Origin of the sequence: Janthinobacterium amylolyticum, from assembly GCF_051380655.1 — a bacterium.
Classification (GTDB): domain Bacteria; phylum Pseudomonadota; class Gammaproteobacteria; order Burkholderiales; family Burkholderiaceae_D; genus Janthinobacterium.
Genome location: NZ_JBNYXL010000017.1, coordinates 49,242 through 75,566, shown reverse-complemented (window position 1 = coordinate 75,566; position 26,325 = coordinate 49,242). Strand labels below are relative to the sequence as shown.

Below are 26,325 nucleotides of genomic sequence, written 5' to 3'. Positions count from 1 at the left end.
CAACAACGCCATGGGCCTTTCTGATGTGCTCACATCTCGTCCCGAGTCATCCTGGAGAAGCTATACATGCCCGCACCGATCATCCCCCTTGACCCCCACAAGGACGATCACGACGACCTGGTATTCCTTGATGAGCAACCGGCTGCGCCGCTGGCCTCCACGCCGCGCAGCGTGTGGCGGGTGATGATCATCGACGACGATGAAGACGTCCACTCCACCACCACTTTCGCCCTGGGCAATCTGGAGATGCAGCACCGCCCGCTGGAATTCGTGCACGCCTATTCGGCCGGGCAGGCGCGCGAACTGCTCAAGCACGAACGCGACATCGCCGTCATCCTGCTCGACGTGGTGATGGAACAGGATGATGCGGGCCTGCACCTGGTGCGCTACATCCGCGAAACCCTGAAAATGACGGACGTGCGCATCATCCTGCGCACGGGCCAGCCCGGCTATGCGCCGGAAATCGACGCCATCCGCGACTTCGACATCAACGACTACAAGACCAAGTCGGAACTGACGCGCATCAAGCTGTTTACCACCGTGACGGCGGCCATCCGCTCGTATGAACAGATCCGCTCGATCAGCAGCAGCCGGCGCGGCCTGGACCAGATCGTCCACGCCAGCACGCAGCTGATGGCCCTGCACGGCGTGCAGAATTTCTCGGCCGGCGTGCTGGCACAGATCGCCGACCTGCTGGGCATCCGCGCCGACGGCGTGCTGTGCGTGCAGGAGCTGCTCGATAGCGGCGCCAAGGAATTGCTCGTCTCGGCCTGCACGGGCAGCTTTTCCGGCCTGCCGCACAGCGCCCTGTGCGGCCTGCAAAACCCCCGCGTGATGGCGGCCATCGAGCATACCCTGGCCCAGCGGCGCAATGTGTATGCGCACGATTACGCCACCTTGTACTTCGCCGGCAAGGCCAGCCGCGATGCGGCCGCCTACCTGCTGCTGCCGCGTCCCCTGTCCGCCATCGATGAAAGCCTGCTGGAAGTGTTTTGCAGCAACGTCGCCGTGGGCCTGGACAATGTCGAACTGGTGTCGCACCTGCATAACGCCGCCTTCTACGACAACCTGTCAAAGCTGCCCAACCGCACGCGCCTGGTGGAAATCCTCGACGCCACCCTGGCCGGCCCGGCGCGCGACGACGCCACCCTGTCGCTGGTCGACCTCGACCACTTTGCCGAGACCAACGACGCGCTGGGCCACCAGTTCGGCGACATGCTGCTGGTCGCCGTGGCGGGCCGCCTGCAAACCGAACTGGGTTCGCAGCTGACGGTAGCGCGCCTGGGCGGCGATATATTCTGCGTGCTGGGCGACTCGTCGCAAGTCAACCCGGCCAATATCCTGGCCCTGTTTCAGGCGCCGTTCTGCATCGACGGCCAGGACGTGCAGCTATCCGCCACCCTGGGCCTGGTGCGCCTGGGCGAACACGCGGGCACGGGCGCCGATGCGCTGAAAGACGCCGATATCGCCCTGAAACGGGCAAAAAGCCAGCAGCGCGCCGGGCACTTCTATTTTTCGCGCAGCATGGGCATTGAAATCCGCGAACGGGTGCGCATGATGCATGCGCTGCGCACGGCGTTCAGTCAGGGGCAGCTGTTTGTTGTCTACCAGCCGCAGATCGACCTGACCACGCGCCGCCCCGTGGGCGCCGAAGCGCTGCTGCGCTGGCAGACGCCGGACGGCAAGTTCATCTCGCCCGACCGTTTCATCCCCATCGCCGAGTATTCCGGCATCATCATCGACCTCGGCGAATGGGTGCTGCGCACGGCGTGCCGCGAACTGGTGCAGCTGCGCGAGCAGGGGCACCGCAATTTCGTCATGTCCGTGAACGTCTCGCAAGTGCAGTTCCGCCACCCGCTATTTTTGGAAATGCTGCGCGCGGCGCTGGAAGAGACGCAGGCGCCGCCCGAATTCATCGAACTGGAAATCACGGAATCGATGGCCATGGAAGAGCCGGACATGCTGATCAAGATGCTGTGGCAGATCAAGCAGACGGGCGTGAGCATCGCCATCGACGACTTCGGCACGGGCTTTTCCTCACTATCCTATCTGCAGCGGCTGCAAGTGGACCGCTTGAAGATCGACCGCGCGTTCGTGACGGAAATCACGGGCTCGGCGCGCGGCAGCAGCATCGCGGAAATGGTCATCCAGCTGGGCCGCAACCTGGGCCTGGCCGTGATCGCAGAAGGCGTGGAAGACGAGCGGCAGGCGCAAATTTTGCAGGCGCTGGGCTGCCCGATGGCGCAGGGCTTCCTGTTTGCCCGCCCCATGACGGCGACGGCGCTGGGCAACTGGCTGAACAACGAGGCGCTGCAGGGCGCGGCGTAGGCGCCCCGCCTTGTTGCCTGGAATGCAAAACGCCGGCATTGCCGGCGTTGCCATTCAAGCATTGTGGTCGCTTAATCGGTGGTTTCTGCCGGCCAGTCGCGGATATACGCCTTGAGCATCTGGTTTTCAAAGCTTTGCGCTTCCAGCACGGCGCGCGCGACGTCGTAGAAGGAAATGACGCCCAGCAGGGTCTTGGCGTTCATCACGGGCAGGTAGCGCGCGTGCTTTTCCAGCATGATGCGGCGCACTTCGTTCACTTCCGTATCGGGGGTGACGGTGATCGGGTGGTCATCCATGTGCTTGCGCACGGTGCCGCCGCCGATCTGGCCCGCGTTCTCATGCAGGGCATTGAGCACTTCGCGGAAGGTCAGCATGCCGACCAGGTCGCCAAATTCCATGACCACCAGCGAACCGATGTCTTTTTCAGCCATGGTATTGGCCGCGTCAAGCAGGGGCTGGTCTGGCGTGACCGTGTAGAGGATATTGCCCTTGACTTGGAGAATTTCAGATACTTTCATATTGGCCGTCCTGTCCGCGTGATTGGTTTTTTAGTTATTCTAGCCCTTACAGCGACTGTAGCCTATGCCTGCGGAAAAATCCAGCCTTGCGCGCAATCAAATCGAAGAGGTTTGTCGGGCAAGAAAACGTAGCGAGCGGATGCGCGGCGCGGCCGGGAAGCGCAGCTGTACTTCGCAGCTGTACTTTAGTACAGCGAGCATCGCCGGTCGTGCCCCGCGACGCGCAGTGGTTTTTTCACGCCCGGCGGCGGAACCAGCCGGCGATGGACAAGCGCTGGCGCGCCGTCGGCAGCACTTCATGCAGCATCTCGCCCGACATGAACATGGCCATGCGCCCCGCCACCGGCCCGACATCCACCACGGGCGCGCCTTGCGGGTGCAAACGCAGCGCGCCGCCGTGTTCGGGCAGCCAGTCTTCGTTGAGGTACAGCACGACGGACACGGTGCGCTTGTCGTCGTCGCGGAAACGGTCCAGGTGGGCGCGGTAAAAGGCGCCCGGCGCGTACAGGGCGAAATGGCTTTCGTACTCGTCCAGGCCCAGGAACAGCTCGCGGTTCAAGGTCTGGCGCAGGGTTTCCATGTGCGCCAGATAGCTGTCGCAGGCGGCGGAACGCCCCGTTTCCAGCCATTCGATATGGTCGCCGCGGATCTCCGGCTGCAGCAGCGGCGCATGGCCGCTGCCCACGCCGGCGCCCTTCATGTTGCCGTTGAGCATGGATTGCACGCATTCGGCGGCCAGCTGGCGGCTCAGTTCAGGAGAAATAAAACGCTCTTGCATGACCCAGCCTGCGTGGCAGAGGCCGTCGACTATAGATGGTCCGGGTACGGCGAGGTCGCCGTCGAACGATATTGCGGGCATAAAATCTTTCCTGGTGGACATGCGATGAGAGTTCGCCTGTAGCCCAGGATTTCGCTTGCACGTAGCAGCCTTTCCTGCGGCGCGGCGCACGCGCACAGGTAAAACAGCCCGAAAATCGCTGACCCGATATCCTACCACCGCCGCCGCGCGCCGGTCACTTTTTTTACACTTCAGGTTACACGGGCAGCTCGCCGCCACGGCGCCATGCGCCCTGCACGCATGCCCTTTTGCTCTGCCGCAAATCAGGTTACGATCTTGCCACTATAAAAAACTTGGCGGAGACACCATGAGCGGCCCGAAATACCCCGGTTTTGACACTTTATCGCTGCATGCGGGCGCCACGCCCGATCCGGCCACGGGCGCGCGCGCCACGCCCATCCATTTCACGTCCTCGTTCGCCTTCAAGAGTTCGGACCACGCGGCCTCGCTGTTCAACATGGAGCGGGCCGGACACGTGTACTCGCGCATCTCGAATCCCACCAACGCCGTGCTGGAAGAACGCATCGCCGCCCTCGAAGGTGGCGTGGCCGGCATCGCCACGGCCAGCGGCCAGGCCGCCATGCACCTGGGTTTATGCACCATCGCCGGCGCCGGCTCGCACATCGTGGCCTCGCGCGCCCTGTACGGCGGCTCGCACAACCTGCTGGCCTACACCTTGAAACGCTTCGGCATCGAGACGACTTTTGTCGACCCGCGCGACGTGGATGCGTGGCGCGCCGCCATCCGCCCGAATACCAAGGTACTGTTTGCCGAAACCCTGGGCAATCCGGGCCTCGACGTGCTGGACATCCCGACCATTGCCGCCCTGGCGCACGAACACCAGCTGCCGCTGATGCTCGATTCGACTTTTACCACGCCGTATCTGCTGCGCCCTTTCGAGCACGGTGCCGACCTGGTCTTCCACTCGGCCACCAAGTTTTTGTGTGGCCATGGCACGGCCATCGGCGGCCTGCTGGTCGATGGCGGCACCTTCGACTGGCAAGCCGCCTACGACAAGACGGGCCGTTTCGCCGAACTGTGCGAGCCGTATGAGGGCTTCCACGGCATGGTCTTCGCCGAGGAATCGACGGTGGCGCCGTTCGCCCTGCGCGCGCGGCGCGAAGGCTTGCGCGATTTCGGCGCCGTCATGAGCCCGCACAATGCCTTCGCCGTCCTGCAAGGCATCGAGACACTGGGCCTGCGCATGGACCGCCACGTGGCCAACACGCGCAAGGTGGTCGACTTCCTGCTGGCCAATCCGGCCGTGGATGCCGTGTCCTACCCCGAACTGCCGTCGCACCCGGACTACGCGCTGGCGAAGACCCTGCTGCCGAAGGGCGCGGGCGCCGTCTTCACCTTCAATCTGCGCGGCGACCGCGCGGCGGGCCAGCGCTTCGTCGACAGCCTGAAGATCTTTTCGCACCTGGCCAACGTGGGCGACGCCAAGTCGCTCGTCATCCACCCCGCCTCGACCACGCATTTCCGCGTGCCCAACGAACAGCTGGAGCAGGCCGGCATCACGCAGGGCACCATGCGCCTGTCGGTGGGCCTGGAAGACGCGGACGATTTGATCGAAGACCTGGCCCGTGGCCTGAAACTGTCGCAGAAAGGCGCCTGAGATGCTGCTCACCATCGACCATACCGTCGCCTACTGCTACACGGGCAGTAAGGCTTTTAACCCAAGTCAGCCGACGGCCGTCTTCATCCACGGCGCGCAGAATGACCATAGCGTGTGGGCCCTGCAGACGCGCTATTTCGCCCACCACGGCTGGAACGTGCTGGCCGTCGACTTGCCGGGCCATGGACGCAGCCTGGGCGCGGCGAAGGCCAGTGTCGAAGAACTGGCGCGCTGGATCCTGGCCGTGCTCGATGCGGCCGGCGCGGCCAAGGCCATGCTGGTCGGCCACAGCATGGGCTCATTGATCGCGCTGGAAGCGGCATTCCTGGCGCCGCAGCGCGTCAGCCACCTGGCCATGCTCGGTTCCACTTACCCGATGAAAGTCTCGCCGGCGCTGCTGGAAACGTCACTGCAGGACGAACAGGCGGCCATCGACATGGTCAATATCTGGTCGCATTCGTCGATCGCGCAAAAACCGTCGTTCCCTGGCCCCGGCTTTTATGCCATGGGCGGCGCGCGGCGTTTGAAGCAGCGCATCGCCGCCATCAACCCCGATCACGTGTTTCACACGGATTTTTTTGCCTGCAATGCCTATGCGAACGGCGAAATCGCCGCCGCTTCGGTACACTGCCCCACTTTATTCATTTTCGGCGCGCGCGACATGATGACGCCGCCCAAGTCGACCCGCCTGCTGACGTCTGCCATCGCGCATGGCACGGTAGTGCAAGTCGACAGCGGGCACGAATTGATGGCCGAGCAGCCGGATGCCGTGCTCGATGCGCTGTATGCGTTTGCGCAAACGACAGCGGCATGAACGCTTTTTTAGGATAGATGCACATGTTGTTGAATACCCTGTTCGATGAATTGACTGGCCGCGGCAGCGGCACCGAGGCGGAGCGGCACGCACGCTACGACTGGCTGGAACAGCTGCGCTGCGCGAACCCGGACGCGGCCGAAGGGGGCGCCATGGCCGGCATCCCCGGCCACCACTGGTACCGGCTGCCGCAGGCGCTCGGCGTGGCGGGCCAGCAAAGCGACCTGCTGGTCGGCACCCTGAACGCCCAGTACCTGGTATTTGCGGGCCGCCACGCAGCGGCGTTCGCGGCCGAACTGGGCTTGCAGTACGACGCCAACAACCGCATCGACCGCCCGGGCGGACTCGATGAACTGCTCGATGCCTATGCCGAGGAAGACGACGGCAGCTGGAGCACCTTGCCGGCAGGCCGGGCGGCGCCACCGCTGGCAGGCTGGGACGATGTGTACTTCCGCGTGCGCGACCTGAGCGACGGCAAGGCCATCCAGAGCGTGACCACCATCGCCTACGAAAGCAGCCGCTTTCCCGGCTACACCCTGCTGGGCACGACCCTGGTGGGCGCGGGCGCCATCGCCCACGACGACGAGACGGCGCAGTATCTGCAGCAGGTGTTTGCCGACTGGGCCATCCAGCGCGCATGCGCCGACGCCTGTCCGCCATCGGCGGCAGCATGGCCGCACACGCCGCGCCAGGCGCCGCCCGCGCCCGTTGGCACGCCGTTTGATTTTGCCCGCAACCTTGCCTATTTCGACGCCCTGCTGGCGGCCTACGGGCGCGCGCAGGCGCAAGCGGAAAGCGACGGCGGCGATGCCGCCTACTGGGCCTGCGCGGCGGCAAGCACGGCCTACCAGGCTTTCTCGCTGCGTTATACGGCGGGCTTGCCCTTGCCGGAAGTGGTCGTTGCGCTGGAAGCTGCCATCGGCGCCTGCGAGGCGGCGCGCGCGGCCCTGGCCGACGCCTACGATGACGAGGACTTGCCCGCGTTTGACTTTGAACAGCTGACCGACTATGCGCGCACCCTGCAGCTGCTGGGTGCCGCCCTGCTGTTCGGCCGCCACGACCTGGCCGCGCGCCTGGCCGCCCTGCAAACGGCCTTCGATGGCGAAGACGGCGTGTACGAAGCCCTGCTGTCGGCCATCGATCCGCAGCGCCCCGCCGTCGACGAATGGTATTTCGCCGAGCCCTACACGGCCCTGTACGACTGCCTGCAGGCCGACGATCGCGCGCAGCAGCTTGAGCATCTGCGGCAGTACCTGGCCGGCTGGCATGCGGCGCTGGTGCAGGAAGACTGGTTCAACGGCCACTTGCGCGCGCAAGGCCTGGGCGGCTACTACGGCCTGTGGGCCTTCGAAGCCGCCGCCGCGGCAAAGCAGCTGGGCCTGCGGCACGGCGACCTGACGCACTGGCTGATGCCCCCGTCGCCCTGAGTCCCCAACATCTTTAACGAAAAAACATGATCAATACCGCAGCCCTGTTCAGCACCGCCTTTTTACCCGGCCAGACCGGCTTCGACACCGAGACCATCACCGGCCTGGCCGAATGGCGCCAGGGCATACCCGTGCTGTTCAAGCTGCTCGCCGGTGCCGGCACGCAAGCGGCCGCCTGGCCCATCTACGGCGATGGCGAAGACTGTCCCTGCGTGCTGGCCGCGCCGATGGCGCAGGCGCAGGCCAGCTGGCAAGCGCTGTCGCAGCTGATGGACAAGCCGCGCGACGCGGCCGACATCGTCGCGCGCGGCGCCATCAGCAGCTTGCTGGCCGGCGCTCAGCCCTGGCTGGTGCTCGACTGCGTGCAGCTGATTCCCCACGATATCGATACGCCGGAATACGCGGCCGCGCTGCTAGCACTGCGCGAAGAGGCAGCCAGCCTGCATGCCGCCCTGCTGCGCGGCGACCGTGCCGCGCTGGCGCCCCTGCTGGCCGCCGGCGCGGCATCGCCCGCCACCGGCTACTGGTCGGCCACGGCCGACGCCCAGCTGGCCGACGTCGAGGAACTGGGCACGGACGAACTGCCTTTCCTGCAAGGCCTGGAAGTGGTGGGATGGGAAGAAGACGCGCTGTGCTATGCAGTGAGCGCCGCCGGCGAACCGGACGTCACTGGCCTGGTCACGCCCTATGGCCGCTGGATCGTGCCCCTGTCGCAGCGCTGTGTCGACCTGGGCGTTTACTACGCGGACGATGGCTGGATCACCTTCGCCAGGGCGGACGCTCCGGAAGCGCACGGTGTGCTGGACCTCAACGGCACGCTGGTGCTGCCGCCCGCCCCCGGCGCCCTGTATGTGATCAGCCCCCATCTGTTGCAGCAGATCGATGCAGACGGTGCCAGCCGCTTGTTGCGCCTGCCCGATGGCGCGCTGCTCATCGACAGGGTGGACAACATGTGCGAGCGCGAAGATGGCTTGATCGACATCGAGCGCCAGACAGACCAGACAGACGATGACGCCAAACGCAATGTACACGGCGTGGTCGACAAGACGGGCAAGGTCGTGGTGCCGCTCGCCTACAGCTCCGTGCAGGATTTCGGCACGAAAAAGAAAATCGCCATCGTCAGCCAGCGCATCGCCGGGCGCTTCCTGTTTGGCCTGGTCAATCACCAGGGCGAGCTGCTGGCGCCGTGCCAGTACGAAGCCATCGACTGCGCCACCACCTCGTCGCCGCCAAAATTACGCAAGAACCTGATTTTCGCCATCGACGCGCAAGGCCTGGCCTGCATGCTGACCCTGGATGGAAAACAGGCATTCACGCCCCTGTATCGGCCGGCCCACCATTTGCGCGGCGTGGCCGTGCAAAGCGATTTTTTGTATGTGGTCAAGGACGGCATGGCCTGGAGCATGGATTTCACGGGCCGGCTGCTGGAACAGTTCGACACCGTGGAGAACTTCAAGGCGGCCATCACGGCCCAATTGAGCGAGACCATGGGGCTCAGCAAGAAAAAAACCGCCAAGCGCCGCAGCTTTACGCCCGCGCAAATCCTGGCAAAGGCCGACCGTGAACAATTGCGCAGCATGGCCGCCCTGGTCTTGCAAGGCGATGCGGACCTGGCCGCGCGCTGCGTGGACATCACGCTGGAAGAACTGGAAGAGGACGACCCGCAAGAGGAATATGAAGGCGACACCCCCGAGGCGGCCTGTTTCTTCCTGCTCTGGTCCACGGCCTCGCACACGCAGGGCCGCGGTACCACCCTGGACTGGAAAGCCGTCGATGAGGTGCCGCGCATAGCCCAGCATATCGGGCTGCCCGCGCTGCAGGATTTCCGCTGGAAGGAACGCGAGGATGGCGACGCCATGGCCGAAGGACTGGCCGCCATCGCCGCCCACCTGGCACCGCACCAGCTGCGCCTGGTGAACCTGCACGGCGGCGAAGACACGTATTACCTGGGCGTGGTGCGGGCGCAGGATGCGGCCGCGTTCCAGGCGGTGGCGCAGCAGGCGGCCTTGCGGCCCGTGCTGCTGTGAGTTTTCAGCCCGGCGGCGGCCATCCGCCGCGCCACTTCACGACGAGGTAGCCATGCACGCGAAAAAATTCATCGATGATGTCGCCGCATCCAATACGTCGCTGCTGGCCTTGTATGCGCAGGGACGGCAGGGGCAAACACGGCTTGGCGCCATGCTCGATGCGCTGGCGCTGGCCGACGGCCAGCGCCAGCAGGTTCTGGCCATGATCAGGCTGGCGATCGACGACACCACCTACCAGCTGGTATGCGGCATCGAAGGCAGCGCGTCGCTCGGCGACAGCCAGCAGGACTACACGCTGCTTGGCGAGGATGGCAATACGCTGACGGGCGCGCTCGACAGCCTGCTGTACGAGCGGCTCAACCCCTGACTATCCTCAGTTGCAGCGCACTTCCCCGAAATGCTGGGCCAGGCTCATGCCCAGGCCTTCTTCCACGGCGTTTTCCACCTGCGCCGCGAGGGCTGCCGCTTCTTCGGCGGCCTTGATGTCGCGCTCATTCGTCGAGCCGGCCGGGTAGCCGGAATTGACGCGCATGCCGCCGAAGACAAACAGGCGATAAACATCTGCCAGGGTGATGCGGTTGACGTTGCCCAGCAGGACCCAATGGTCGGAACTGTCGGCCACACGCTTGCCCCACTGCACCCGCACGGCGCCTTCCACGTTGACTCTTCCCACCCAGCCTTGCAGCACCATCTTGTCGAGCAGCGTTTCCATCTCTTCGAAGCCCAGGCGCGTGCTGCGGCGGATGTCGGCCGCACCCACCAGGGCCGAATCGGCGCAGTGGCAAGCCTGATGCAGCACTTTCAGGATGGCCACGGCGTCGACGAATTCGCTGCCAGGCGCCGCCTCGTACCACCAGCGCTCGTATTTCACGACGGGCAAGGCGGCCACCAGCAAGGCGCCCACCAGGGTGATCATCCAGCTCAGGTAAATCCACACGAGGAACAGCGGCAAGGCGGCCAGCGCGCCATAGATGCGCGAATACGTGGGGAATTCCTGGATGAACTCACCAAAGCCCCGCTTGGCCACTTCGAACGCCAGCGCCGCCAGCAAGCCGCCCCAGGCCGCGTCGCGCCAGTCCACGTCGCGGTTCGGCACCGTGATGTACAGCAGGGTGAAGGCCAGCATGGTCAGGCCGATCGACACCAGGGTGTAGAACACCGTACCGAGGAAAGGCACGGCGCCCACCACGCCGCTGGTGGCGATGAAGACGCGCGAGGTCACCGTCAGCGACACGCCCACCAGCAGCGGTCCCAGGGTGACGATGGCCCAGTACACCAGCAGCCGCTTGGTCCAGCGGCGTTCCTGGCGCACGCGCCAGATGCGGTTGAAGACGCGCTCGATCAGGCTCATCATGCCTACCGAGGTGACGATCAGGGCGCCCGCGCCGATGGCCGACAGGCGCGTGGCCTTCGAGGCGAATGTCGTCAGGTAGCCGAGGATGGTGTTCGAAATGCCCTTGGGCATCACGCTTTGCACGAAATAATCTTCCAGCGCGTGGCGGAAGGTATTGAATAGCGGGAAGGTGGTGAAGATCGCCAGCGCCAGTGTCAGCAGCGGCACCAGCGCGAAGACGGTGGCGAAGGTCAGGCTGCCCGCCACTTGCGGCAGGCTTTCCTCGCGCACGCGGCGGCGCGCGAACTGCAGCAAATCGCGCGTTTCGGACCAGGTCAGGCCACGCACGATGTCGGCACCGATGTGCAGGGTATGCCACAGGTATTGGAAGAACGGCAGTATATATTTTAAAAACATGTTCGAAATCAGGACGGCGCCATGACAGCAGTCGTATCAGGCTGTAAAGCGCCCTATAATACCAACGATGAAGCCAACCAATCTGATTATTCTCGTATTGTTTTATTCACGCCATGGGGCCACGCGCCAGCTGGCCGAGCTGATTGCCCAGGGGGTGGAAAGCGTGCCTGGCTGCGATGCCCGCCTGCGCACCGTGCCCGCCGTCTCCACGGTGGCCGAGGCCACGGCGCCGGAAGTGCCGCCGGACGGCGCGCCCTACGTGGAGCTCGACGACTTGCAGGAATGCGCTGGCCTGGCCCTGGGCTCGCCCACGCGCTTCGGCAATATGGCCGCTGCCATGAAATACTTCTGGGACGGCACGGCCAGCGACTGGCTGGCCGGCAGCCTGTCCGGCAAGCCCGCCTGCGTGTTCACGTCCACGGGCAGCCTGCACGGCGGCCAGGAATCGACCCTGCTGTCGATGATGATTCCCCTCTTCCACCATGGCATGCTGGTCATGGGCCTGCCCTACACGCACCCGGAACTGATGACGACGTCCACCGGCGGCTCGCCATACGGCGCCACGCACTGGTCGGGCATCGATGGCGACAAGGCCTTGAGCGAGGATGAAAAACGCCTGACGCTCGCGCTGGGCCGCCGTTTGGCGGAAAACGCCCTGAAACTGGCAGGCGCATGATGCACGGCGCGCTGCACAAATACCTGCACTGGGGCGCCATCGCCAGCCTGGCCACCCTGATCGCCTGGTGCCTGGCGTGGGAAACCATCGTCGCCCCGCTGCAGCCGGGCGGCTCATGGCTTGTTTTAAAGGCCGTGCCGCTGCTGATTCCCCTGTATGGCGTGATCAAGCGCGACGTCTACACCCTGCAATGGTCGTCGATGGTGATCCTGCTGTACTTCACGGAAGGCGTGGTGCGCGGCTACAGCGACACCAACCCCGTGTCGGCCATGATGGCCTGGGGCGAGGCGGCCATCGTCTGCCTGTATTTCATCTGCGCCGTGCTGTATCTGCGCCCGTATAAAAAGGCCGCCAAGCGCATGGCCAAAGAGCTGCTGGAAAAAGTGAATAAAGTGAGCCTCAAGAAATGAGCGACATGCCTGTGACTGACCAAACCGCCTTCCTCGCCGCCTGCCGCGACCTGCTGGGCGACGCCTACGTACTCACCCTTGACGCCGACAAGGCGCCCTTCCTCACCGACTGGCGCGACAGGTTGACGGGCAAGGCCCTGGCCGTGCTGCGTCCCGCGACGGTGGAGCAAGTGGCGGGTATTCTGCGCGCCTGCACGCAATGGCAGATCCCCGTCGTGCCGCAAGGCGGCAACACTGGTTTGGTGCTGGGCAGCATACCGGACGAAGCCGGCACGGCCATCGTGCTGTCGCTGGCGCGCCTGAACAGCATCCGCGCGCTCGATCCCGTCAACCGCACCATCACGGTGGACGCGGGCTGCATTTTGCAAACCATCCAGGAAGCGGCCAGCGCGGCCGGCTGCCTGTTCCCGCTGTCGCTGGCGGCCGAGGGCAGTTGCACCATCGGCGGCAATCTGGCCACCAACGCGGGCGGCACGGCCGTGCTGCGCTACGGCAATACGCGCGAACTGTGCCTGGGCCTGGAAGTGGTCACGCCGCAAGGCGAGATCTGGAGCGGCTTGCGCGGCCTGCGCAAGGATAATACGGGCTACGATTTGCGCGACCTGTACATCGGCGCGGAAGGCACCCTGGGCGTCATCACGGGCGCCGTCATGAAACTGTATCCGCAGCCGAAAGCCTGCATCACGGCGCTGGCCGCCATGCCCTCGCCCGCCCACGCCCTGCGTTTGCTGTCGCTGATGCAGGATCATTGCGGCGCCAGCCTGACGGGCTTTGAACTGATGTCGCAATACTGTCTGCAACTGGTGGCGCAGCAGTTCCCGCAACTGCCGCAGCCTTTCGCGCAGCAGCACGGCCAGTATGTGCTGCTCGAATTGTCCAGCAGCCAGTCCGAGGCGCACGCCGTGGAATTGCTGGAAGCGAGCATCGGCGCGGCGCTCGAAGACGAATTGGTCGCCGACGCCGTCGTTGCCAGTTCGGTGGCGCAGTCCGAAGGCCTGTGGCAGCTGCGCGAGCACATTCCGCTGGCGCAGGCGCAGGCGGGCAAGAACATCAAGCACGATATCTCGCTGCCGATTTCCCGCATCGCCGACTTCATCGCCATCACGGATGCGGCACTGGAAAGCGCCTTCCCCGGCTGCCAGCTGGTCTGCTTTGGCCACCTGGGCGACGGCAACCTGCATTACAACGTGGCGCCACCCGTAGGCATGACGGATGGCGATTTCCTGGCCAACCAGGACGCCATCAACCGCATCGTGCACGACCAGGTGCACGCCTTTGGCGGCTCGATCTCGGCCGAACACGGCATCGGCGCGCTGAAGAAGGCCGACCTGGCGCACTATAAATCGCCGCTGGAACTGCAACTGATGCGCGCTGTCAAACAGGCACTGGACCCGCGGAACATCATGAATCCGGGGAAGATACTGTGAAACTTTCATTCATCCTGCCGCTGCTGTGCGCCGGCGCTTTCAGCGCGACTGGCCATGCCGGCGCGCAGGACGTCTACAAATGCGTGAAGGATGGCCAGACCAGCTATAGCGCCACGCCGTGCGCGGGTGGCCAGCTGCAAATCCTCGAGGTGCCGGCGGCGCCGGCCGCCGCCGACAAGGGCGCGGCCACGCGCCAGGAGCGGGTCGCCAGCCAGATGGAAGCGGCGCGCAAGAAGCAGGAACAGCTGGAAGACCAGGCGCGCGAACGGGGCGCCAAACAGCAGGAAGCCCACGAGAAGCACTGCACCCAGCTGCGCCTGGAACAGAAATGGGCGGCGCAGGACGCCGTTGGTGCCGGTACCGCCAACCGCGATGCGGCCCAGCTCAAGGTGCGGCGCGCCGGCGAACGCCTGGCCGTCGAATGCCTGCATTGAGTGCCACGCCAGGCACCGCGGCGGGCCGGCGCCTGCTGTCGCGCTGGCTGCTGCTGGGCGAATGGCGCGCGCACCCCGTGCGCGCCGTCGTCGCCATCCTGGCCATCGCCGTCGGCGTATCGCTGGGCTTTGCCATCCACCTGATCAATGCAGCCGCCTTCAATGAATTTTCCACTGCCGTCAAAAGCCTGTCCGGCCAGGCCGACGTGCAGGTGGCCGGGCGCGAAGCGCTATTCGACGAAAACATCTACCCATGGCTGGCGCAGCGCGATGGCGTGGCCGTGGCCTCGCCCGTGCTGGAACTGCAGGCCGGCCTGTCCGGCGCAGCGACAAACGAAGGTGGCGCCCTGCACGTGCTGGCGCTCGACGTCTTCCGCGCCGGCTTCATTTCGCCCGACCTGATCGGTGCACCCGCCGATGGCCAGCCTTTCGACACCCTCGCCGACGACGCCATTTTCCTGTCACCCGCCGCCCTGCGCTGGCTCAAGCTGGCCGAGGGCGACAGCATCGCCCTGCAATCGGGCACGGGCACGGTGTCGCTGCGCGTGGCAGGTTCGCTGCAACGGGCGCGCGCCGGCCAGCGCGTCGCCGTGATGGATCTCGGCGCGGCGCAATGGCGCTTCAACAAGCTGGGCAAGCTGTCGCGCATCGACTTGAAACTGCGCCAGGGCGTCAACCGCGACGCCTTCCAGGCGGACCTGACGCGCGCGCTGGAAGCGCAGTACCCGGGCCGCTTCCGCGTGGGCCAGCCCAATGATGAAAACCAGAATAGCCGCAACAATAACCTGAGCCGCGCCTACCGGGTCAACCTGACGGTGCTGGCCCTGGTCGCCCTGTTTACGGGTGCCTTCCTGGTGTTTTCCACGCAGGCGCTGTCCGTCATCCGCCGCCGCAGCCAGTTCGCGCTGCTGCGCGTGCTGGGCATGGAACGGGGCGCCCTGCTGCGCCAGGTGCTGCTGGAAGGCAGCAGCCTCGGTGTGCTTGGCGCCGCGCTGGGCATCGCCGGCGGCTACGCGATGGCGGCCGTTGCCCTGCGCTTTTTTGGCGGCGACCTGGGCGCCGGCTATTTCTCGGGCGTGCAGCCGCAGGTGCAATTCACGCCCGTCGCCGCCCTGGTCTACTTTGCCCTGGGCCTGGGCGTGGCCTTGCTGGGCTGCGCCGCGCCCGCGCTGGAAGCGGCGCGCGCCGCGCCCGCCATCGCCCTGAAATCGGGCAGCGAGGAAGTCGTGACGACGCGACTGGCCAAGACCTGGCCGGCGCTGGCGTGTTTGCTGCTGGCCGGCGCCCTGACCTTGCTGCCGCCCGTATTCGAGCTGCCCCTGTTCGGATATCTCTCCATCGCCCTGCTGCTGATCGGCGCCATCGCCCTGATGCCGCAGCTGGCCGCCGTGGTCTTCCGCTACCTGCAGCGCGCCTGGCTGCGCACGGACACCAGCGGCCACGCACCCGTGCGCAGCCTGACCCTGGCGCGCCTGGCGAATGCCTCCGGCCAGGCCGGCATCGCCCTCGGCGGCGTGCTGTCAAGCTTTAGCCTGATGGTGGCCATGGCCATCATGGTGTCGAGTTTCCGCGTCTCCGTCGACGACTGGCTGCTGCAGATTTTGCCGGCCGACCTGTATGCGCGCACGGTGTCGGGCGCGGGAACGGGGGGCCTGAACCCGCGCGAACAGGACGCCATCCTGGCCCTGCCTGGCGTGGCCAAGGTGGATTTCCAGCGCGTGCGCAGCCTGTCGCTGGCGCCCGACCGCCCCAACGTGGTCTTGCTGGCGCGCCCCATCCTGCTGTCCGATCCCGGCAAGAGCATGGTGCTGGTGGGCGACTCCCTGCCCGTGCCGCCAGGCAGCCGGCCCGTGTGGCTGTCCGAGGCGGCGGCAGACCTGTACAACCACAAGCCCGGCGAACGCATCAACTTGCCGCTGGCCGGCGGCCTGCACGCCTTCTTTGTCGCCGGCATCTGGCGCGACTACGCGCGCTCTTCCGGCTCCATCCAGATGCCGCTGGCCGACTACCGCGCTCTGACGGGTGACATGGATGTCAGCGATGCGGCCCTGTGGCTGGCCAAGGATGTCACGGGCGACGAGCTGCAACGGCGCCTGAAAGCGCTGCCATTCGGCGCCAGCCTGGAAGTGTCGAACCCTTCGGCCATCCGCGCCCTGAGCCTGCAGATCTTCGACCGCAGCTTCGCCGTCACGTATTTATTGGAAGCCATCGCCATCGTCATCGGCCTGTTCGGCGTGGCCGCCACCTTCTCGGCGCAGACCCTGGCGCGCGCGCGCGAATTCGGCATGCTGCGCCATGTGGGCGTGACGCGCGGCCAGATTTTATCCATCCTGGCGCTCGAAGGCGGCGCGCTGACGGCGCTGGGCATCGCCACCGGTTTTGTCCTGGGCCTGTTGATCAGCTTTGTGCTGGTCTTCATCGTCAATCCCCAGTCATTCCACTGGACCATGCAGCTGCACCTGCCCTGGCCCTTGATCGCCACCGTGGCGGGCGCCCTGCTGACGGCGGCGGCCCTCACGGCCTTGATCGCGGGCCGCCAGGCGCTGTCCGCAGGCCCCATCCGCGCCGTCAGGGAGGACTGGTAATGCGCCGTTTGACTTTTTTGCTGATGTTCTGCGGTGCCACCGCGCTGGCCGCGCCGCGCGCGTTCGCCCCCGTCACCCCGCTGCCGCCCGGCCAGAGCCTGCGCCTGCCGCACGACTTCGGCGCCCATCCCGCATACAAGACGGAATGGTGGTATGCCACGGGGTGGGTCAAGACCGCCGCTGGCGAGCAGCTGGGCTACCAGGTGACCTTCTTTCGCAGCGCCACGGCCACCGACGCGGACAACCGCAGCGCGTTCGCGCCCAAGCAGCTGATCATCGGCCACGCGGCCCTGTCGGACCCGAAAGTGGGCAAGCTGCTGCACGACGAGAAAAGCGCGCGCGAGGGCTTCGGCCTGGCCTATGCCAAGGTGGGCGACACGGACGTGAAACTCGACGACTGGCGCATGCGGCGCCAGGCCGACGGCACGTATCAGGTCAGCCTGGCCGCCCGCGACTTCAATTTGCAGCTGACCCTCGCGCCCACCCAGCCCGTGCTGCTGCAGGGCCAGGGCGGCTATTCGCGCAAGGGTACGCGGCCCGCGCAGGCCAGTTATTACTACAGCAAGCCGCAGCTGCGCACGACGGGCACGATCGCCCGCGCGGGCGGCAAGCCGGAAGCGGTGACGGGCGCCACCTGGCTCGATCACGAGTGGTCGAGCCAGGTGCTCGACGCGGACGCCAGCGGCTGGAACTGGATCGGCGCCAACCTCGATGACGGCGGCGCCCTGATGGCCTTCCAGATACGCAGCAAGACAGGTGCTAAACTATGGGCGCACGCGACATGGCGCGACGCGTCCGGTAAGATGACGCAGTTCGCGCCCGGCGACGTCGATTTCACGCCCACGCAGCTGTGGCGTTCGCCCCGCACGCAGGCCGAATACCCTGTCGCCACCGAGATCCGCACGGGGGCCACGCGCTGGCAGATCAAGCCTTTGCAGCCGGACCAGGAACTCGATTCGCGCAGGTCGACGGGCGCCGTGTACTGGGAAGGCGCCGTCACGGTGGAGCGCGACGGCCAGCCGGTGGGCCGCGCCTACCTGGAAATGACGGGCTACGTGCAGCCGATGAAGTTATAAGCGTTATCAGCACCATCGAATATGTAAATCAAAGCGGAAAACAATGACAACCAGCACAGAAACAGGCAGCACGAGTACAGCAACCGCCGCAAGCAGCACACCAACTCCCGATACCGGCAGCAGCCGCGAACTGAAAAAAGGCAGCCTGGCCGCCTTCAAGGGCTTGATGCCCTTTTTGACGCCATACCGCAAGCAGTTCTTCCTGGCCGGTATCGCGCTGGTGGTGGCCGCCGCTTCCACCCTGGCCATTCCCGCCGCCTTCAAGCAGATGATCGACCTGGGTTTCGGCGGCGCGGCCGGCTCGAAGAGCATCCAGCACGTGGACCTGGTCTTCCTGGCCCTGTTCGGCGTGGCCTCCATCCTGGCGCTGGCCACGGCGGCGCGCTTTTATACGGTATCGTGGCTGGGCGAACGCGTCACGGCCGACATCCGCAGCGCCGTGTACCGCCACGTCGTCACGCAAAGCCCGGAATTCTTTGAAACCACGCAGACGGGCGAAGTCCTGTCGCGCATCACCACCGACACGACCTTGATCCAGGCGGTGGTCGGCACCAGCATCTCGATGGCGCTGCGCAATGTGCTGCTGTTCCTGGGCGGCCTGGTGATGCTGTTCGTCACCAGCGCCAAGCTGGCCGGCATCATCATCGGCCTGTTGATCCTGGTGGTCGTGCCCATCATCGTCTTTGGCCGCCGTGTGCGCAAGCTGTCGCGCGACTCGCAGGACCGCATCGCCGACGCCTCGGCCATGGCCGGCGAAATCCTCAACGCCATGCCCACCGTGCAGGCATTTACACACGAGAAAATCGAATCGAAGCGCTTCGGCGACTCCGTCGAAGGCGCCTTCATGACGGCCATGCGCCGCATCCGCGCCCGCGCCCTGCTGACCATGATCGCCATCCTGCTGGTCTTCGGCACCATCGTCTTCGTGCTGTGGCTGGGCGCGCGCGCCGTACTGGAAGGATCGATGACGGGCGGCGACTTAGGCCAGTTCATCCTGTACGCCTCCATCGTGGCCGGCGCCATCGGCGCGCTGTCCGAAGTGATGGGCGAGGCGCAGCGCGCCGCCGGCGCCACCGAGCGCCTGCTGGAGCTGATGGCCGTCAAGTCGGAAATCGAATCGCCTGCCGCACCCCTGCCGCTGCCGGCACGCGCAGCAAATGGCGCCGCGCTGTCCTTGAACGACGTGGTGTTCTCGTACCCGTCGCGCCCGGACACCTACGCGCTCGACCACGTCAGCCTGGATATCCGCGCCGGTGAAACGGTGGCAGTCGTCGGCCCGTCCGGCGCCGGCAAGACCACCCTGTTCCAGCTGTTCCTGCGCTTCTATGACCCGCAAAGCGGCAGCATCCGCCTTGACGGCGTGGATATCAAGCAGCTCGACCTGCATACCCTGCGCGACGCCATCGGCATCGTGCCGCAAGATACCGTGATCTTCTCGGCCGACGCCATGGAAAACATCCGCTATGGCCGCGCCGGCGCCAGCGATGAGGAAGTGATCGCGGCGGCAAAAATGGCGGCAGCCCACGAATTCATCGAACGCCTGCCGAACGGCTACAAATCCTTCCTTGGCGAACGGGGCGTGCGCCTGTCCGGCGGCCAGCGCCAGCGCATCGCCATCGCCCGCGCCCTGCTGAAAAACCCGCCGCTGCTGCTGCTTGACGAAGCGACCAGCGCGCTGGACGCGGAATCGGAACGCCTGGTGCAAAAGGCGCTGGAAGCGGCCATGGTGGGCCGCACCACCGTCATCATCGCGCACCGCCTGGCGACAGTCCAGCGGGCTGACCGCATCGTCGTCATGGAAGACGGCCGGATCGTCGAGATGGGCACGCACGCCTCGCTGGTCGCCCTCGGCGGCATTTATGCCAACCTGGCGGCCTTGCAATTCCATCATGTACAGATCAATTAAGCAGAACCCTCATGAACGCTTTATTCCACGCCAACCTGGGCATCACCGATTTCTGGACCTTTTTACTGGGGACGATCTTTATCGTCATCCTGCCCGGCCCCAACTCCATGTATGTGCTGTCGGTGGCGGCGCAACGGGGCGTGCGCCCGGCCTACCAGGGCGCCTTCGGCATCTTCGCCGGTGACCTGATCCTGATGGTGCTGTCGGCCTGCGGCGTCGCCTCGCTGCTGAAAGCCAGCCCGGCCCTGTTCTATGTCGTGAAATATATCGGCGCGGCCTACCTGGGCTGGATCGGCCTGCAGATGCTGATCGGCTGCTGGCGCAAGCTGCGCACGCCCGCGCCGGCTGAAGGCGAAGCGGCGGCCACGCCGGCGGTCGTCAAGGAAAGCGATCCATTCCGCAAGGCGCTGATCATCAGCCTGATGAACCCGAAGGCGATCCTGTTCTTCATTTCCTTCTTCATCCAGTTCGTCGACCCGGCCTTCCCGAATCCCGTACTGTCCTTCATCGGCCTGGGCCTGATCTGCCAGGTGATCAGCTTTAGCTATCTGACCGCCATCATCTTTGTCGGCGCCCGCCTGGCCGACACTTTCCGCCGCCGTCGCCGCCTGTCGGCCGGCATGGGCGGCGGCGTGGGCGCCGTGTTCATCGGCTTCGGCGCGAAACTGGCTACCGCCACCCTGTAAGGAAAACACCTTGACCGAGCTCGAACTGCGCCAGCGCTGCCACACCGTCCTGCCGGGCCACCGCCAGCCCACCCCGGCGGCCACTTTCGCCGCCATGGCCGCCTGGTGCGAAGCCAACGACATCGCGCACGACACCTATGGCGACGGCGCGCTGATCGAACAGTTCGAGAACAAGATCGCCAGCCTGCTGGGTTTCGAGGCGGCCGTGTTCTGCATCACGGGCACCATGACGCAAGTGACGGCCCTGCGCCTGGCGTGCCAGGACCGCGGCTCGCCGCTGGTGGCGCTGCATCCGACGTCGCACATCCTGCGCCATGAACGGGGCAACCATGAATTGCTCGATCACTTCAAGGGGCTGATGCTGGGCGACCCGCACCGCCCGTGGACGGTGGACGACTTGCGCGCCGTGCCCGATGCGCTGGGTGCCGTGCAGGTCGAACTGCCGATGCGCGAAATCGGCGGCCAGTGCCCGTCGTGGGACGAATTGAACGACATCAAGCGGCACTGCCGCGACCACAACATCCACCTGCACATGGATGGCGCGCGCCTGTGGGAGGCGCAAGCGGGTTTTGGCCAGCCGCTGCCGGCCATCTGCGACGGCTTTGACTCCGTGTATGTGTCGCTGTACAAGGGTATCGGTGGTTTGGGCGGCGCCATGCTGGCCGGCAGCCGCACCTTTGTCGAACGGGCGCGCGAATGGTTCCGCCGCCAGGGCGGCAATATCGTCCACCGCACGCCCTACGTGGTGGCCGCCGCCATGCAGTTCGATGCGCGCATCGCCGCCATGCCGCGGTATTTCGCGCGCACGCAGTGGCTGTACGCGCTGCTGCGCGATTTTCCATCGATAGCCGTCAATCCCGCCGCCCCGCAGGCCAACATGCTGCACCTGCATTTGCCCGTCTCGCGCGAACGGGCCATCGCCATCCGCAACCAGGTGGCCGCCGACCACGGCATCTGGCTGTTCGGCCGCGCCAGCCACGCCGCCCTGCCCGGCCACAGCGTGGTGGAATGGTATGTGGGAGATAACTTGCTGGACATGCCGGACGACAGCGTGCGGCAGGCGTTGACCTTGCTGGACCAGGGCCTGCGCATCAAGGCCTGAGCGGCGTAGGTCGGCGTGGGTCGGCGTAGGTCGGCTTAGCGCGCAGCGCGTAAGCCGACAACACGACAGACACATCCGAAAACCCATAAAAGGCTGGGGTCGGTCCCTGCGGGATCGGAATGTCCGCCATGGGCGCACATTCCCCCAGCGGGTCTGACCCCGAAAAAAAAAGCGCCCGAAGGCGCTTTTTTCATTTCATGGCGGCCGGGTCGGCCGCCACTACCTGCTTAGAACTTGTAGTTGTAAGCGAGACCAATCAACTGCATGCGGGTCTTGAACAGGCCCTTGGTGGTTTCACCATTGCCGGTGCAGCCTTTGGTCACCGGCGAGCAGTTATTCGTGTAGTTGACCGAAGCGTCCTTGAAGTCGATATAGCTGTAGGCCAGATCCAGCGAGGAGTTCGCGTTCAGCTTCCAGTTCGCGCCGATCGAGTACTGCATGCGGTCGCTGTCCGGCAGAGCCGGGTGACGCAGCTCGGCGCTGCGCACTGGCGCCTGGTCGTGGGCGATACCGGCACGCAGCAACAGCGCTTCGCTGTACTTGTAGTTGGCACCCAGCGAGACGCGGTAGGTGTCCTTCCAGTTCTGGCGGATGCGCTCAGCACCTTCGGCCGTTGGCGGGAACTGGATGTCCAGGTTTTCCAGGCGCGAGGTGCGGGTCCAGGTGACGTCGCCCATCAAGGCCCAGCGCTCATCCATCTGATGGAAGGCGTTGACCGACAGGGTTTCAGGCGTGCGCACTTCCACCAGCGCCTTCGAATTGACCTTGCCCGATGCGGCGGAAATGAAACCGTTGACGGCCGCATTGTTCGACACTTGCGAGAAGTCCCAGATCGTGTCGCCTTTCAGCTTGTGCGAAATCGACGAACGGTAGGAGATACCGAAACGCGTGCCTTCGTTCAGCTGGTACAGATAGCCCAGGTTGAAGCCGAAGCCCCAGTCATCGCCATCCATCGAGGCGTGGCCATCCTTGGCGCCCTGCAGCGCGGCACCGGCGGCTTGCGCGGCGGCCAGGCCCTGCGTCTTGGCGATATTCGCCAGGAAGGCTTGCGATGCGGCTGGCGCATGCTGGCCCAGGAAGGCAACCGTGCCAGGCACGTCGACGGCCTGGCCCAGTTCGGCCTTCATGTGTTCCGCGGTAACGCCGAAACCGAACGAGTGATGCTCGTTCAGCTTGAAGGAAACGGAAGGATTCAGGGCGATGGCTTCGAGCTTGATGTTGGTGATCGCATAGCGGCCGCTCCAGTCATTGCCGTAATCGAGCTTGGCGCCGTACGGCACGAACATGCCCATGCCGACGGTCCATTGATCATTGAGCTTCTTGCTCGCGTACAGGGCAGGCGCGAAGACGGCGTCCGGCGCGTAGTCCTTGGTCGTGCCGCCCGGATTGCGGCCGGTGAAAGTCTTCGAACCCGTGTCCTGGTAGGTCGAATGCGGCACCACCAGGGTACCGCCGCCGACGAACTGCGTGCCTTCCAGGCGCGACATGCCGGCCGGATTGTAGAAAATGGTCGATGCGTCGGCCGCTTCGGCGCCGTTCGCGTCGGCCGAACCCTGGCCGGAGACGCTTTGCGAACCGAAACGGTAACCCGATGCTTGTGCGGTGGAAGAAATGCCGGCGAATGCGGCGATGATCAGGAGGGGCAGATAGCTATGTTTAAAGTTCGGTTTCAAGTTCGTCTCTCTTTATATTAGTGTGTACTTCGGCATATTGTCTCGGGCGTCTCAACCTGACCCGTCCTGCACATTTCTTGCCGCCGTGAACTCCAATTCACGGACGGCATGAGCGAAGCATATAATATTTTTGAAAAAAAAGCGAACGATCGCTCTTTTTATGAAATGACGTTGTTTGCCGCGCCATGAACGGGGCTGTAGGGTGGCAGCACGGGGGCTGGAAGTGGTATTAAAAAACGCTTGCGCATCAGCGCCAGCATATGTTCGGCCGGCACGGGACGCGAGATGAAATAGCCCTGCACCTCGTTGCATTGCAGGGCGCGCAGGATGTCGAGCTGCTCGCGCGTTTCCACCCCTTCGGCCACCACGCTCATGCCCAGCGCATGCGCCATCGACAAGATGGCGCGCACGAACACTTCGCCCTGCTCCGAGCGGCCCAGCTCCATGGTGAAGGCGCGGTCGATCTTCAAGCCATCCATGGCGAACTTCTGCAGCTGCGACAGCGACGAGTAGCCCGTGCCGAAATCGTCGACCAGCAGGCGCACGCCCAGCGCGCGGATGGCCGACAGCTGCTCCACGGCGCGGTTCTGTTCATCCATCATGGCCGATTCCGTGATTTCCACCTCGATCAGGCGCGCATCGATGCGGTGGCGCGCCAGCGCGGACGCCAGCACCTGGTGCACGTCGCCGCGGCCGAACTGGCGCGCCGACACGTTGATGGACACGGGCACCAGCTCCTGGCCGGCCGCCTGCCAGTGCGCCATCTGCTGGCAGACCTTCTCGATGACCACTTCGCCCAGCTGCGAAATCAGGCCGCTGCTCTCGGCCACGGGAATGAATTCCAGCGGCGGCACCATGCCGTGCTGCGGATGGCGCCAGCGCACCAGCGCTTCCATGCTGCACAGCTGCCCGCTCATGGCATCGACGCGGGGCTGATAGACGACGAGGAACTGGTCCTGCTCCAGCGCCGCCACCAGGCTTTGCTCCAGTTCGCGGCGGTTGCGGATGGTCTCGAACAGTTCCGGCTGGAAGAAACGGTGGTGGCCCTTGCCCGCCACCTTCACGGCGTACATGGCGATATCGGCGTTCTTCAGCAGCACGTCCGTCTCGGCGCCATCGCGCGGATACAGGCTGATGCCGATCGATGCGCCCATCTTGTGGCGTTCGCTGCCCAGGTAAAACGGCTCGTCGAAGGCGATGGCGATGCGCTGCGCCACCTGCTCGGCGCGGCTGTCGTCTTCCACGGGGTCGAGCACGACGACGAATTCATCGCCGCCCAGGCGCACCACATGGTCGCCCGGCCGCAGCACGGCCTTCAGGCGCAAGGAGGCGGCGCGCAGCACTTTATCGCCTTCGGCGTGGCCCTGCGTATCGTTGATATCCTTGAAGCCATCGAGGTCGATGAACAGCAGCGCCAGCATGTGCCGCGCGATGGCGGCGCGGCCCAGCGCCCCGGGCAGGAATTGCTGCAGCCAGTAGCGGTTGGGCAAACCCGTCAGGCCGTCTTCATTGGCCACGCGGCGCAAGTCGCGCTCGTGCTCCTTGGCCGTGCTGATGTCTTGCAGGGTGACGGCCAGGCGGTCGCCGCTGCGCACCAGGCGCCGGCGTATCCAGCGCAGCTTGAACGGGTTGCCGTCCGGCAGCTCGATCTCTTCCTCGGAAAAGCCCGATACCATGGCGGCCCGGTAATTGTGAATGAGGTCGCGGAAATACGGTTCATGCGCGCGCGATTGCAACCGCATCCCCAGCAGCTGCTCGCGGCGCACGCCAAAATAGCCGGCGCCCGGTTCGTTGCAGTCGACGATCTCGAAGTCGGCGATGGCGCCATCCTCGCCGCGCAGGGCCGTGATGATGAAAAAGCCGTCGCTCGTGCCTTCGGTGGCCATGCGGTAGGCGTTGCGCACGCCTTCGGACTGGTGGTGGCGCCAGGCCAGGCGCAGGGACAGCACGGTGGCGATCACCGTAAAACCCAGCAGCAGCAAGGTCACGCCGAACGCGATGCCGATGTAGATGGTGCGCGTCTCCTGGTAGGGATGCAGCATTTCGCTGTCGGCCAGTCCCACCACGGCCGTAAACGGATAGGCTTTCAGCGCCTGCCAGCCCACATAGCGGTTTTGTTTGTCGGAAAACGCCACCCGGCCGCCCGACTCCATGGCGCCGCTGTCCGTTTCCAGGAAGCTCGTGTCGAGAAACGGCGTGGCGCTGCTGCCGTGCGCCGGCAGGACGCGGGCACCGAGGCGCGTGCTGAACAATTCACCCTCTTCGCCCACCATGGCGGACATGCCCAGCTTGCCAAAGTTCACGCTGTCATAGAATTCGGAGAAATAGCTGGAATGGATGGAAATGAGCAGCACGCCGTCGAAATTGCCATCCTCGTCTTCCAGGCGGCGCGTGAAGTGCACGAGGCTTTCGTCAGCCGCTGGCGCTGCCGCCTCATCTGCCGGATTGACCCGCCCCAGCGCGATGCGCAAGGCGCTGGAATTGCTGCGCCAGTGGCGCAGCAGGAAATTGCTGCGCTCATTCGTGCGCAGCCGCGTCAAGGGCGCAGTGGCCGTGACGGCATGCCCCTTGCGGTCGAGGATGGCAACGATGGCAAATTGCGGCAAGGCATACATGCCCTGCGTCTTCAGTTGGTCGAGGCGCAGATGGCCGCGCGAATTTTCCCATTCATACTTGAGCTGCAGGGTCAGCTGGTCCATCTGCTCCAGGGTGCGCAGCAGATACTGGCCATATGCCTTCGATTGCGAGGCCACGCTGTCGAGCGCCTGCTGCTGCGCCACCTTCTTTTCCGCCTCCAGCTGCAGCAAGGTGGCCGTCCACAGCACGGCGCACAGGGCCAGGCACAGCAGGGGCCAGGCCAGGATCAGGCGCAGGTTAGCCCTGAGAAAATCGGCCCTGCTCATTTCCACCACGGCGGCATTATTATTATTTACAAATTGTCGCAAGAACATGGTGCCAGCATCTGCCATTTCTGTATTTCTTTAAGGACACACAAATTACCACAGAGTCATGATTGCATGTAAGGCAGCG

General features: G+C 65.1%; 20 protein-coding genes. 15 read left to right on the top strand and 5 right to left on the bottom strand.

The window, feature by feature from the left end; all coding sequences use genetic code 11:
- Positions 1 to 66 precede the first annotated feature (66 nt).
- Positions 67 to 2,328, top strand: a complete 2,262-nt coding sequence (locus ACQ4WR_RS27265) for a putative bifunctional diguanylate cyclase/phosphodiesterase (RefSeq protein ID WP_102299440.1) — start codon at positions 67 to 69, stop codon at positions 2,326 to 2,328.
- A gap of 71 nt (positions 2,329 to 2,399) precedes the next feature.
- On the opposite strand, the gene ACQ4WR_RS27260 is transcribed toward ACQ4WR_RS27265, so the two are convergent.
- Together ACQ4WR_RS27260 and ACQ4WR_RS27255 are read right to left on the bottom strand one after the other, a co-directional pair.
- Entirely contained in the window at positions 2,400 to 2,846 is a 447-nt protein-coding gene (locus tag ACQ4WR_RS27260; RefSeq protein ID WP_010398828.1) for a CBS domain-containing protein, read from the bottom strand.
- Positions 2,847 to 3,081: 235 nt separating this feature from the next.
- A complete protein-coding gene (locus ACQ4WR_RS27255) occupies positions 3,082 to 3,705 on the bottom strand; it encodes a 2OG-Fe(II) oxygenase (protein ID WP_102299441.1) in 624 nt (207 codons plus the stop codon).
- Positions 3,706 to 3,991: 286 nt separating this feature from the next.
- Between ACQ4WR_RS27255 and ACQ4WR_RS27250 the strand changes: the two genes are divergently transcribed.
- From ACQ4WR_RS27250 to ACQ4WR_RS27230, 5 genes are read left to right on the top strand one after another with little or no spacing between them, the layout of a single operon-like run.
- Positions 3,992 to 5,302, top strand: a complete 1,311-nt coding sequence (locus ACQ4WR_RS27250; protein ID WP_436491159.1) for an O-acetylhomoserine aminocarboxypropyltransferase — start codon at positions 3,992 to 3,994, stop codon at positions 5,300 to 5,302.
- A gap of 1 nt (position 5,303) precedes the next feature.
- Positions 5,304 to 6,116, top strand: a complete 813-nt coding sequence (locus ACQ4WR_RS27245) for an alpha/beta fold hydrolase (protein ID WP_436491157.1) — start codon at positions 5,304 to 5,306, stop codon at positions 6,114 to 6,116.
- Positions 6,117 to 6,139: 23 nt separating this feature from the next.
- Entirely contained in the window at positions 6,140 to 7,543 is a 1,404-nt protein-coding gene (locus ACQ4WR_RS27240; protein WP_436491155.1) for a PoNe immunity protein domain-containing protein, read from the top strand.
- A gap of 26 nt (positions 7,544 to 7,569) precedes the next feature.
- Positions 7,570 to 9,570, top strand: coding sequence for a DUF6630 family protein (locus ACQ4WR_RS27235; protein WP_436491153.1), 2,001 nt, complete (start codon positions 7,570 to 7,572; stop codon positions 9,568 to 9,570).
- A 52-nt stretch (positions 9,571 to 9,622) separates the two neighbouring features.
- Entirely contained in the window at positions 9,623 to 9,937 is a 315-nt protein-coding gene (locus ACQ4WR_RS27230; RefSeq protein ID WP_436491151.1) for a hypothetical protein, read from the top strand.
- 6 nt (positions 9,938 to 9,943) lie between these two features.
- On the opposite strand, the gene ACQ4WR_RS27225 is transcribed toward ACQ4WR_RS27230, so the two are convergent.
- On the bottom strand, positions 9,944 to 11,320 hold the full coding sequence (locus ACQ4WR_RS27225; protein ID WP_436491149.1) for a YihY family inner membrane protein: 1,377 nt from the start codon (positions 11,318 to 11,320) through the stop codon (positions 9,944 to 9,946).
- 67 nt (positions 11,321 to 11,387) lie between these two features.
- Here ACQ4WR_RS27225 and wrbA point away from each other — a divergent pair, with 67 nt between their 5' ends.
- From wrbA to ACQ4WR_RS27180, 9 genes are read left to right on the top strand one after another with little or no spacing between them, the layout of a single operon-like run.
- Entirely contained in the window at positions 11,388 to 11,996 is a 609-nt protein-coding gene (wrbA, locus tag ACQ4WR_RS27220) for an NAD(P)H:quinone oxidoreductase (protein WP_102298508.1), read from the top strand.
- Positions 11,996 to 12,406, top strand: a complete 411-nt coding sequence (locus ACQ4WR_RS27215; protein ID WP_374755277.1) for a DUF2069 domain-containing protein — start codon at positions 11,996 to 11,998, stop codon at positions 12,404 to 12,406. Before wrbA ends, ACQ4WR_RS27215 begins: the two co-directional genes overlap by 1 nt.
- A gap of 5 nt (positions 12,407 to 12,411) precedes the next feature.
- Positions 12,412 to 13,833 carry an FAD-binding oxidoreductase gene (locus ACQ4WR_RS27210; RefSeq protein WP_436491147.1) on the top strand — a complete coding sequence of 474 codons (1,422 nt, stop codon included), beginning with the start codon at positions 12,412 to 12,414 and terminating at the stop codon, positions 13,831 to 13,833.
- A complete protein-coding gene (locus ACQ4WR_RS27205; protein ID WP_102298503.1) occupies positions 13,830 to 14,267 on the top strand; it encodes a DUF4124 domain-containing protein in 438 nt (145 codons plus the stop codon). Before ACQ4WR_RS27210 ends, ACQ4WR_RS27205 begins: the two co-directional genes overlap by 4 nt.
- On the top strand, positions 14,255 to 16,852 hold the full coding sequence (locus ACQ4WR_RS27200; protein ID WP_436491145.1) for an FtsX-like permease family protein: 2,598 nt from the start codon (positions 14,255 to 14,257) through the stop codon (positions 16,850 to 16,852). The genes ACQ4WR_RS27205 and ACQ4WR_RS27200 overlap by 13 nt, the downstream gene beginning before the upstream one ends.
- Positions 16,852 to 17,928, top strand: coding sequence for a lipocalin-like domain-containing protein (locus tag ACQ4WR_RS27195; RefSeq protein ID WP_436491143.1), 1,077 nt, complete (start codon positions 16,852 to 16,854; stop codon positions 17,926 to 17,928). The genes ACQ4WR_RS27200 and ACQ4WR_RS27195 overlap by 1 nt, the downstream gene beginning before the upstream one ends.
- A gap of 43 nt (positions 17,929 to 17,971) precedes the next feature.
- The gene (locus ACQ4WR_RS27190) at positions 17,972 to 19,834 is read left to right on the top strand and encodes an ABC transporter transmembrane domain-containing protein (protein WP_436491142.1); all 1,863 of its coding nucleotides are present in this window, start codon (positions 17,972 to 17,974) and stop codon (positions 19,832 to 19,834) included.
- Between the two features lie 11 nt (positions 19,835 to 19,845).
- Entirely contained in the window at positions 19,846 to 20,520 is a 675-nt protein-coding gene (leuE, locus tag ACQ4WR_RS27185) for a leucine efflux protein LeuE (protein WP_102298496.1), read from the top strand.
- Between the two features lie 10 nt (positions 20,521 to 20,530).
- Complete coding sequence (locus ACQ4WR_RS27180; protein WP_102298495.1) at positions 20,531 to 21,622, top strand: threonine aldolase family protein; 1,092 nt, start codon at positions 20,531 to 20,533, stop codon at positions 21,620 to 21,622.
- Positions 21,623 to 21,849: 227 nt separating this feature from the next.
- Here ACQ4WR_RS27180 and ACQ4WR_RS27175 read toward each other — a convergent pair whose 3' ends face one another.
- Positions 21,850 to 23,295, bottom strand: a complete 1,446-nt coding sequence (locus tag ACQ4WR_RS27175; protein WP_423708800.1) for an OmpP1/FadL family transporter — start codon at positions 23,293 to 23,295, stop codon at positions 21,850 to 21,852.
- 158 nt (positions 23,296 to 23,453) lie between these two features.
- Positions 23,454 to 26,246: a bifunctional diguanylate cyclase/phosphodiesterase gene (locus tag ACQ4WR_RS27170; RefSeq protein WP_436491169.1), complete on the bottom strand. Its 2,793-nt coding sequence runs from the start codon at positions 26,244 to 26,246 to the stop codon at positions 23,454 to 23,456.
- Between the last annotated feature and the right edge of the window lie 79 nt (positions 26,247 to 26,325).

Excerpts from the sequence above, each read along its gene's own strand:
- ACQ4WR_RS27265 (WP_102299440.1), top strand. The coding sequence starts at position 67 with ATGCCCGCACCGATCATCCCCCTTGACCCCCACAAGGACGATCACGAC.
- ACQ4WR_RS27190 (WP_436491142.1), top strand. The coding sequence starts at position 17,972 with ATGACAACCAGCACAGAAACAGGCAGCACGAGTACAGCAACCGCCGCA.
- ACQ4WR_RS27210 (WP_436491147.1), top strand. The coding sequence starts at position 12,412 with ATGCCTGTGACTGACCAAACCGCCTTCCTCGCCGCCTGCCGCGACCTG.
- ACQ4WR_RS27195 (WP_436491143.1), top strand. The coding sequence starts at position 16,852 with ATGCGCCGTTTGACTTTTTTGCTGATGTTCTGCGGTGCCACCGCGCTG.
- ACQ4WR_RS27200 (WP_436491145.1), top strand. The coding sequence starts at position 14,255 with ATGCCTGCATTGAGTGCCACGCCAGGCACCGCGGCGGGCCGGCGCCTG.
- ACQ4WR_RS27260 (WP_010398828.1), bottom strand. The coding sequence starts at position 2,846 with ATGAAAGTATCTGAAATTCTCCAAGTCAAGGGCAATATCCTCTACACG.
- ACQ4WR_RS27230 (WP_436491151.1), top strand. The coding sequence starts at position 9,623 with ATGCACGCGAAAAAATTCATCGATGATGTCGCCGCATCCAATACGTCG.
- ACQ4WR_RS27235 (WP_436491153.1), top strand. The coding sequence starts at position 7,570 with ATGATCAATACCGCAGCCCTGTTCAGCACCGCCTTTTTACCCGGCCAG.
- ACQ4WR_RS27245 (WP_436491157.1), top strand. The coding sequence starts at position 5,304 with ATGCTGCTCACCATCGACCATACCGTCGCCTACTGCTACACGGGCAGT.
- ACQ4WR_RS27255 (WP_102299441.1), bottom strand. The coding sequence starts at position 3,705 with ATGCCCGCAATATCGTTCGACGGCGACCTCGCCGTACCCGGACCATCT.
- ACQ4WR_RS27240 (WP_436491155.1), top strand. The coding sequence starts at position 6,140 with ATGTTGTTGAATACCCTGTTCGATGAATTGACTGGCCGCGGCAGCGGC.
- wrbA (WP_102298508.1), top strand. The coding sequence starts at position 11,388 with ATGAAGCCAACCAATCTGATTATTCTCGTATTGTTTTATTCACGCCAT.
- ACQ4WR_RS27215 (WP_374755277.1), top strand. The coding sequence starts at position 11,996 with ATGCACGGCGCGCTGCACAAATACCTGCACTGGGGCGCCATCGCCAGC.
- ACQ4WR_RS27250 (WP_436491159.1), top strand. The coding sequence starts at position 3,992 with ATGAGCGGCCCGAAATACCCCGGTTTTGACACTTTATCGCTGCATGCG.
- ACQ4WR_RS27225 (WP_436491149.1), bottom strand. The coding sequence starts at position 11,320 with ATGTTTTTAAAATATATACTGCCGTTCTTCCAATACCTGTGGCATACC.
- ACQ4WR_RS27170 (WP_436491169.1), bottom strand. The coding sequence starts at position 26,246 with ATGTTCTTGCGACAATTTGTAAATAATAATAATGCCGCCGTGGTGGAA.
- leuE (WP_102298496.1), top strand. The coding sequence starts at position 19,846 with ATGAACGCTTTATTCCACGCCAACCTGGGCATCACCGATTTCTGGACC.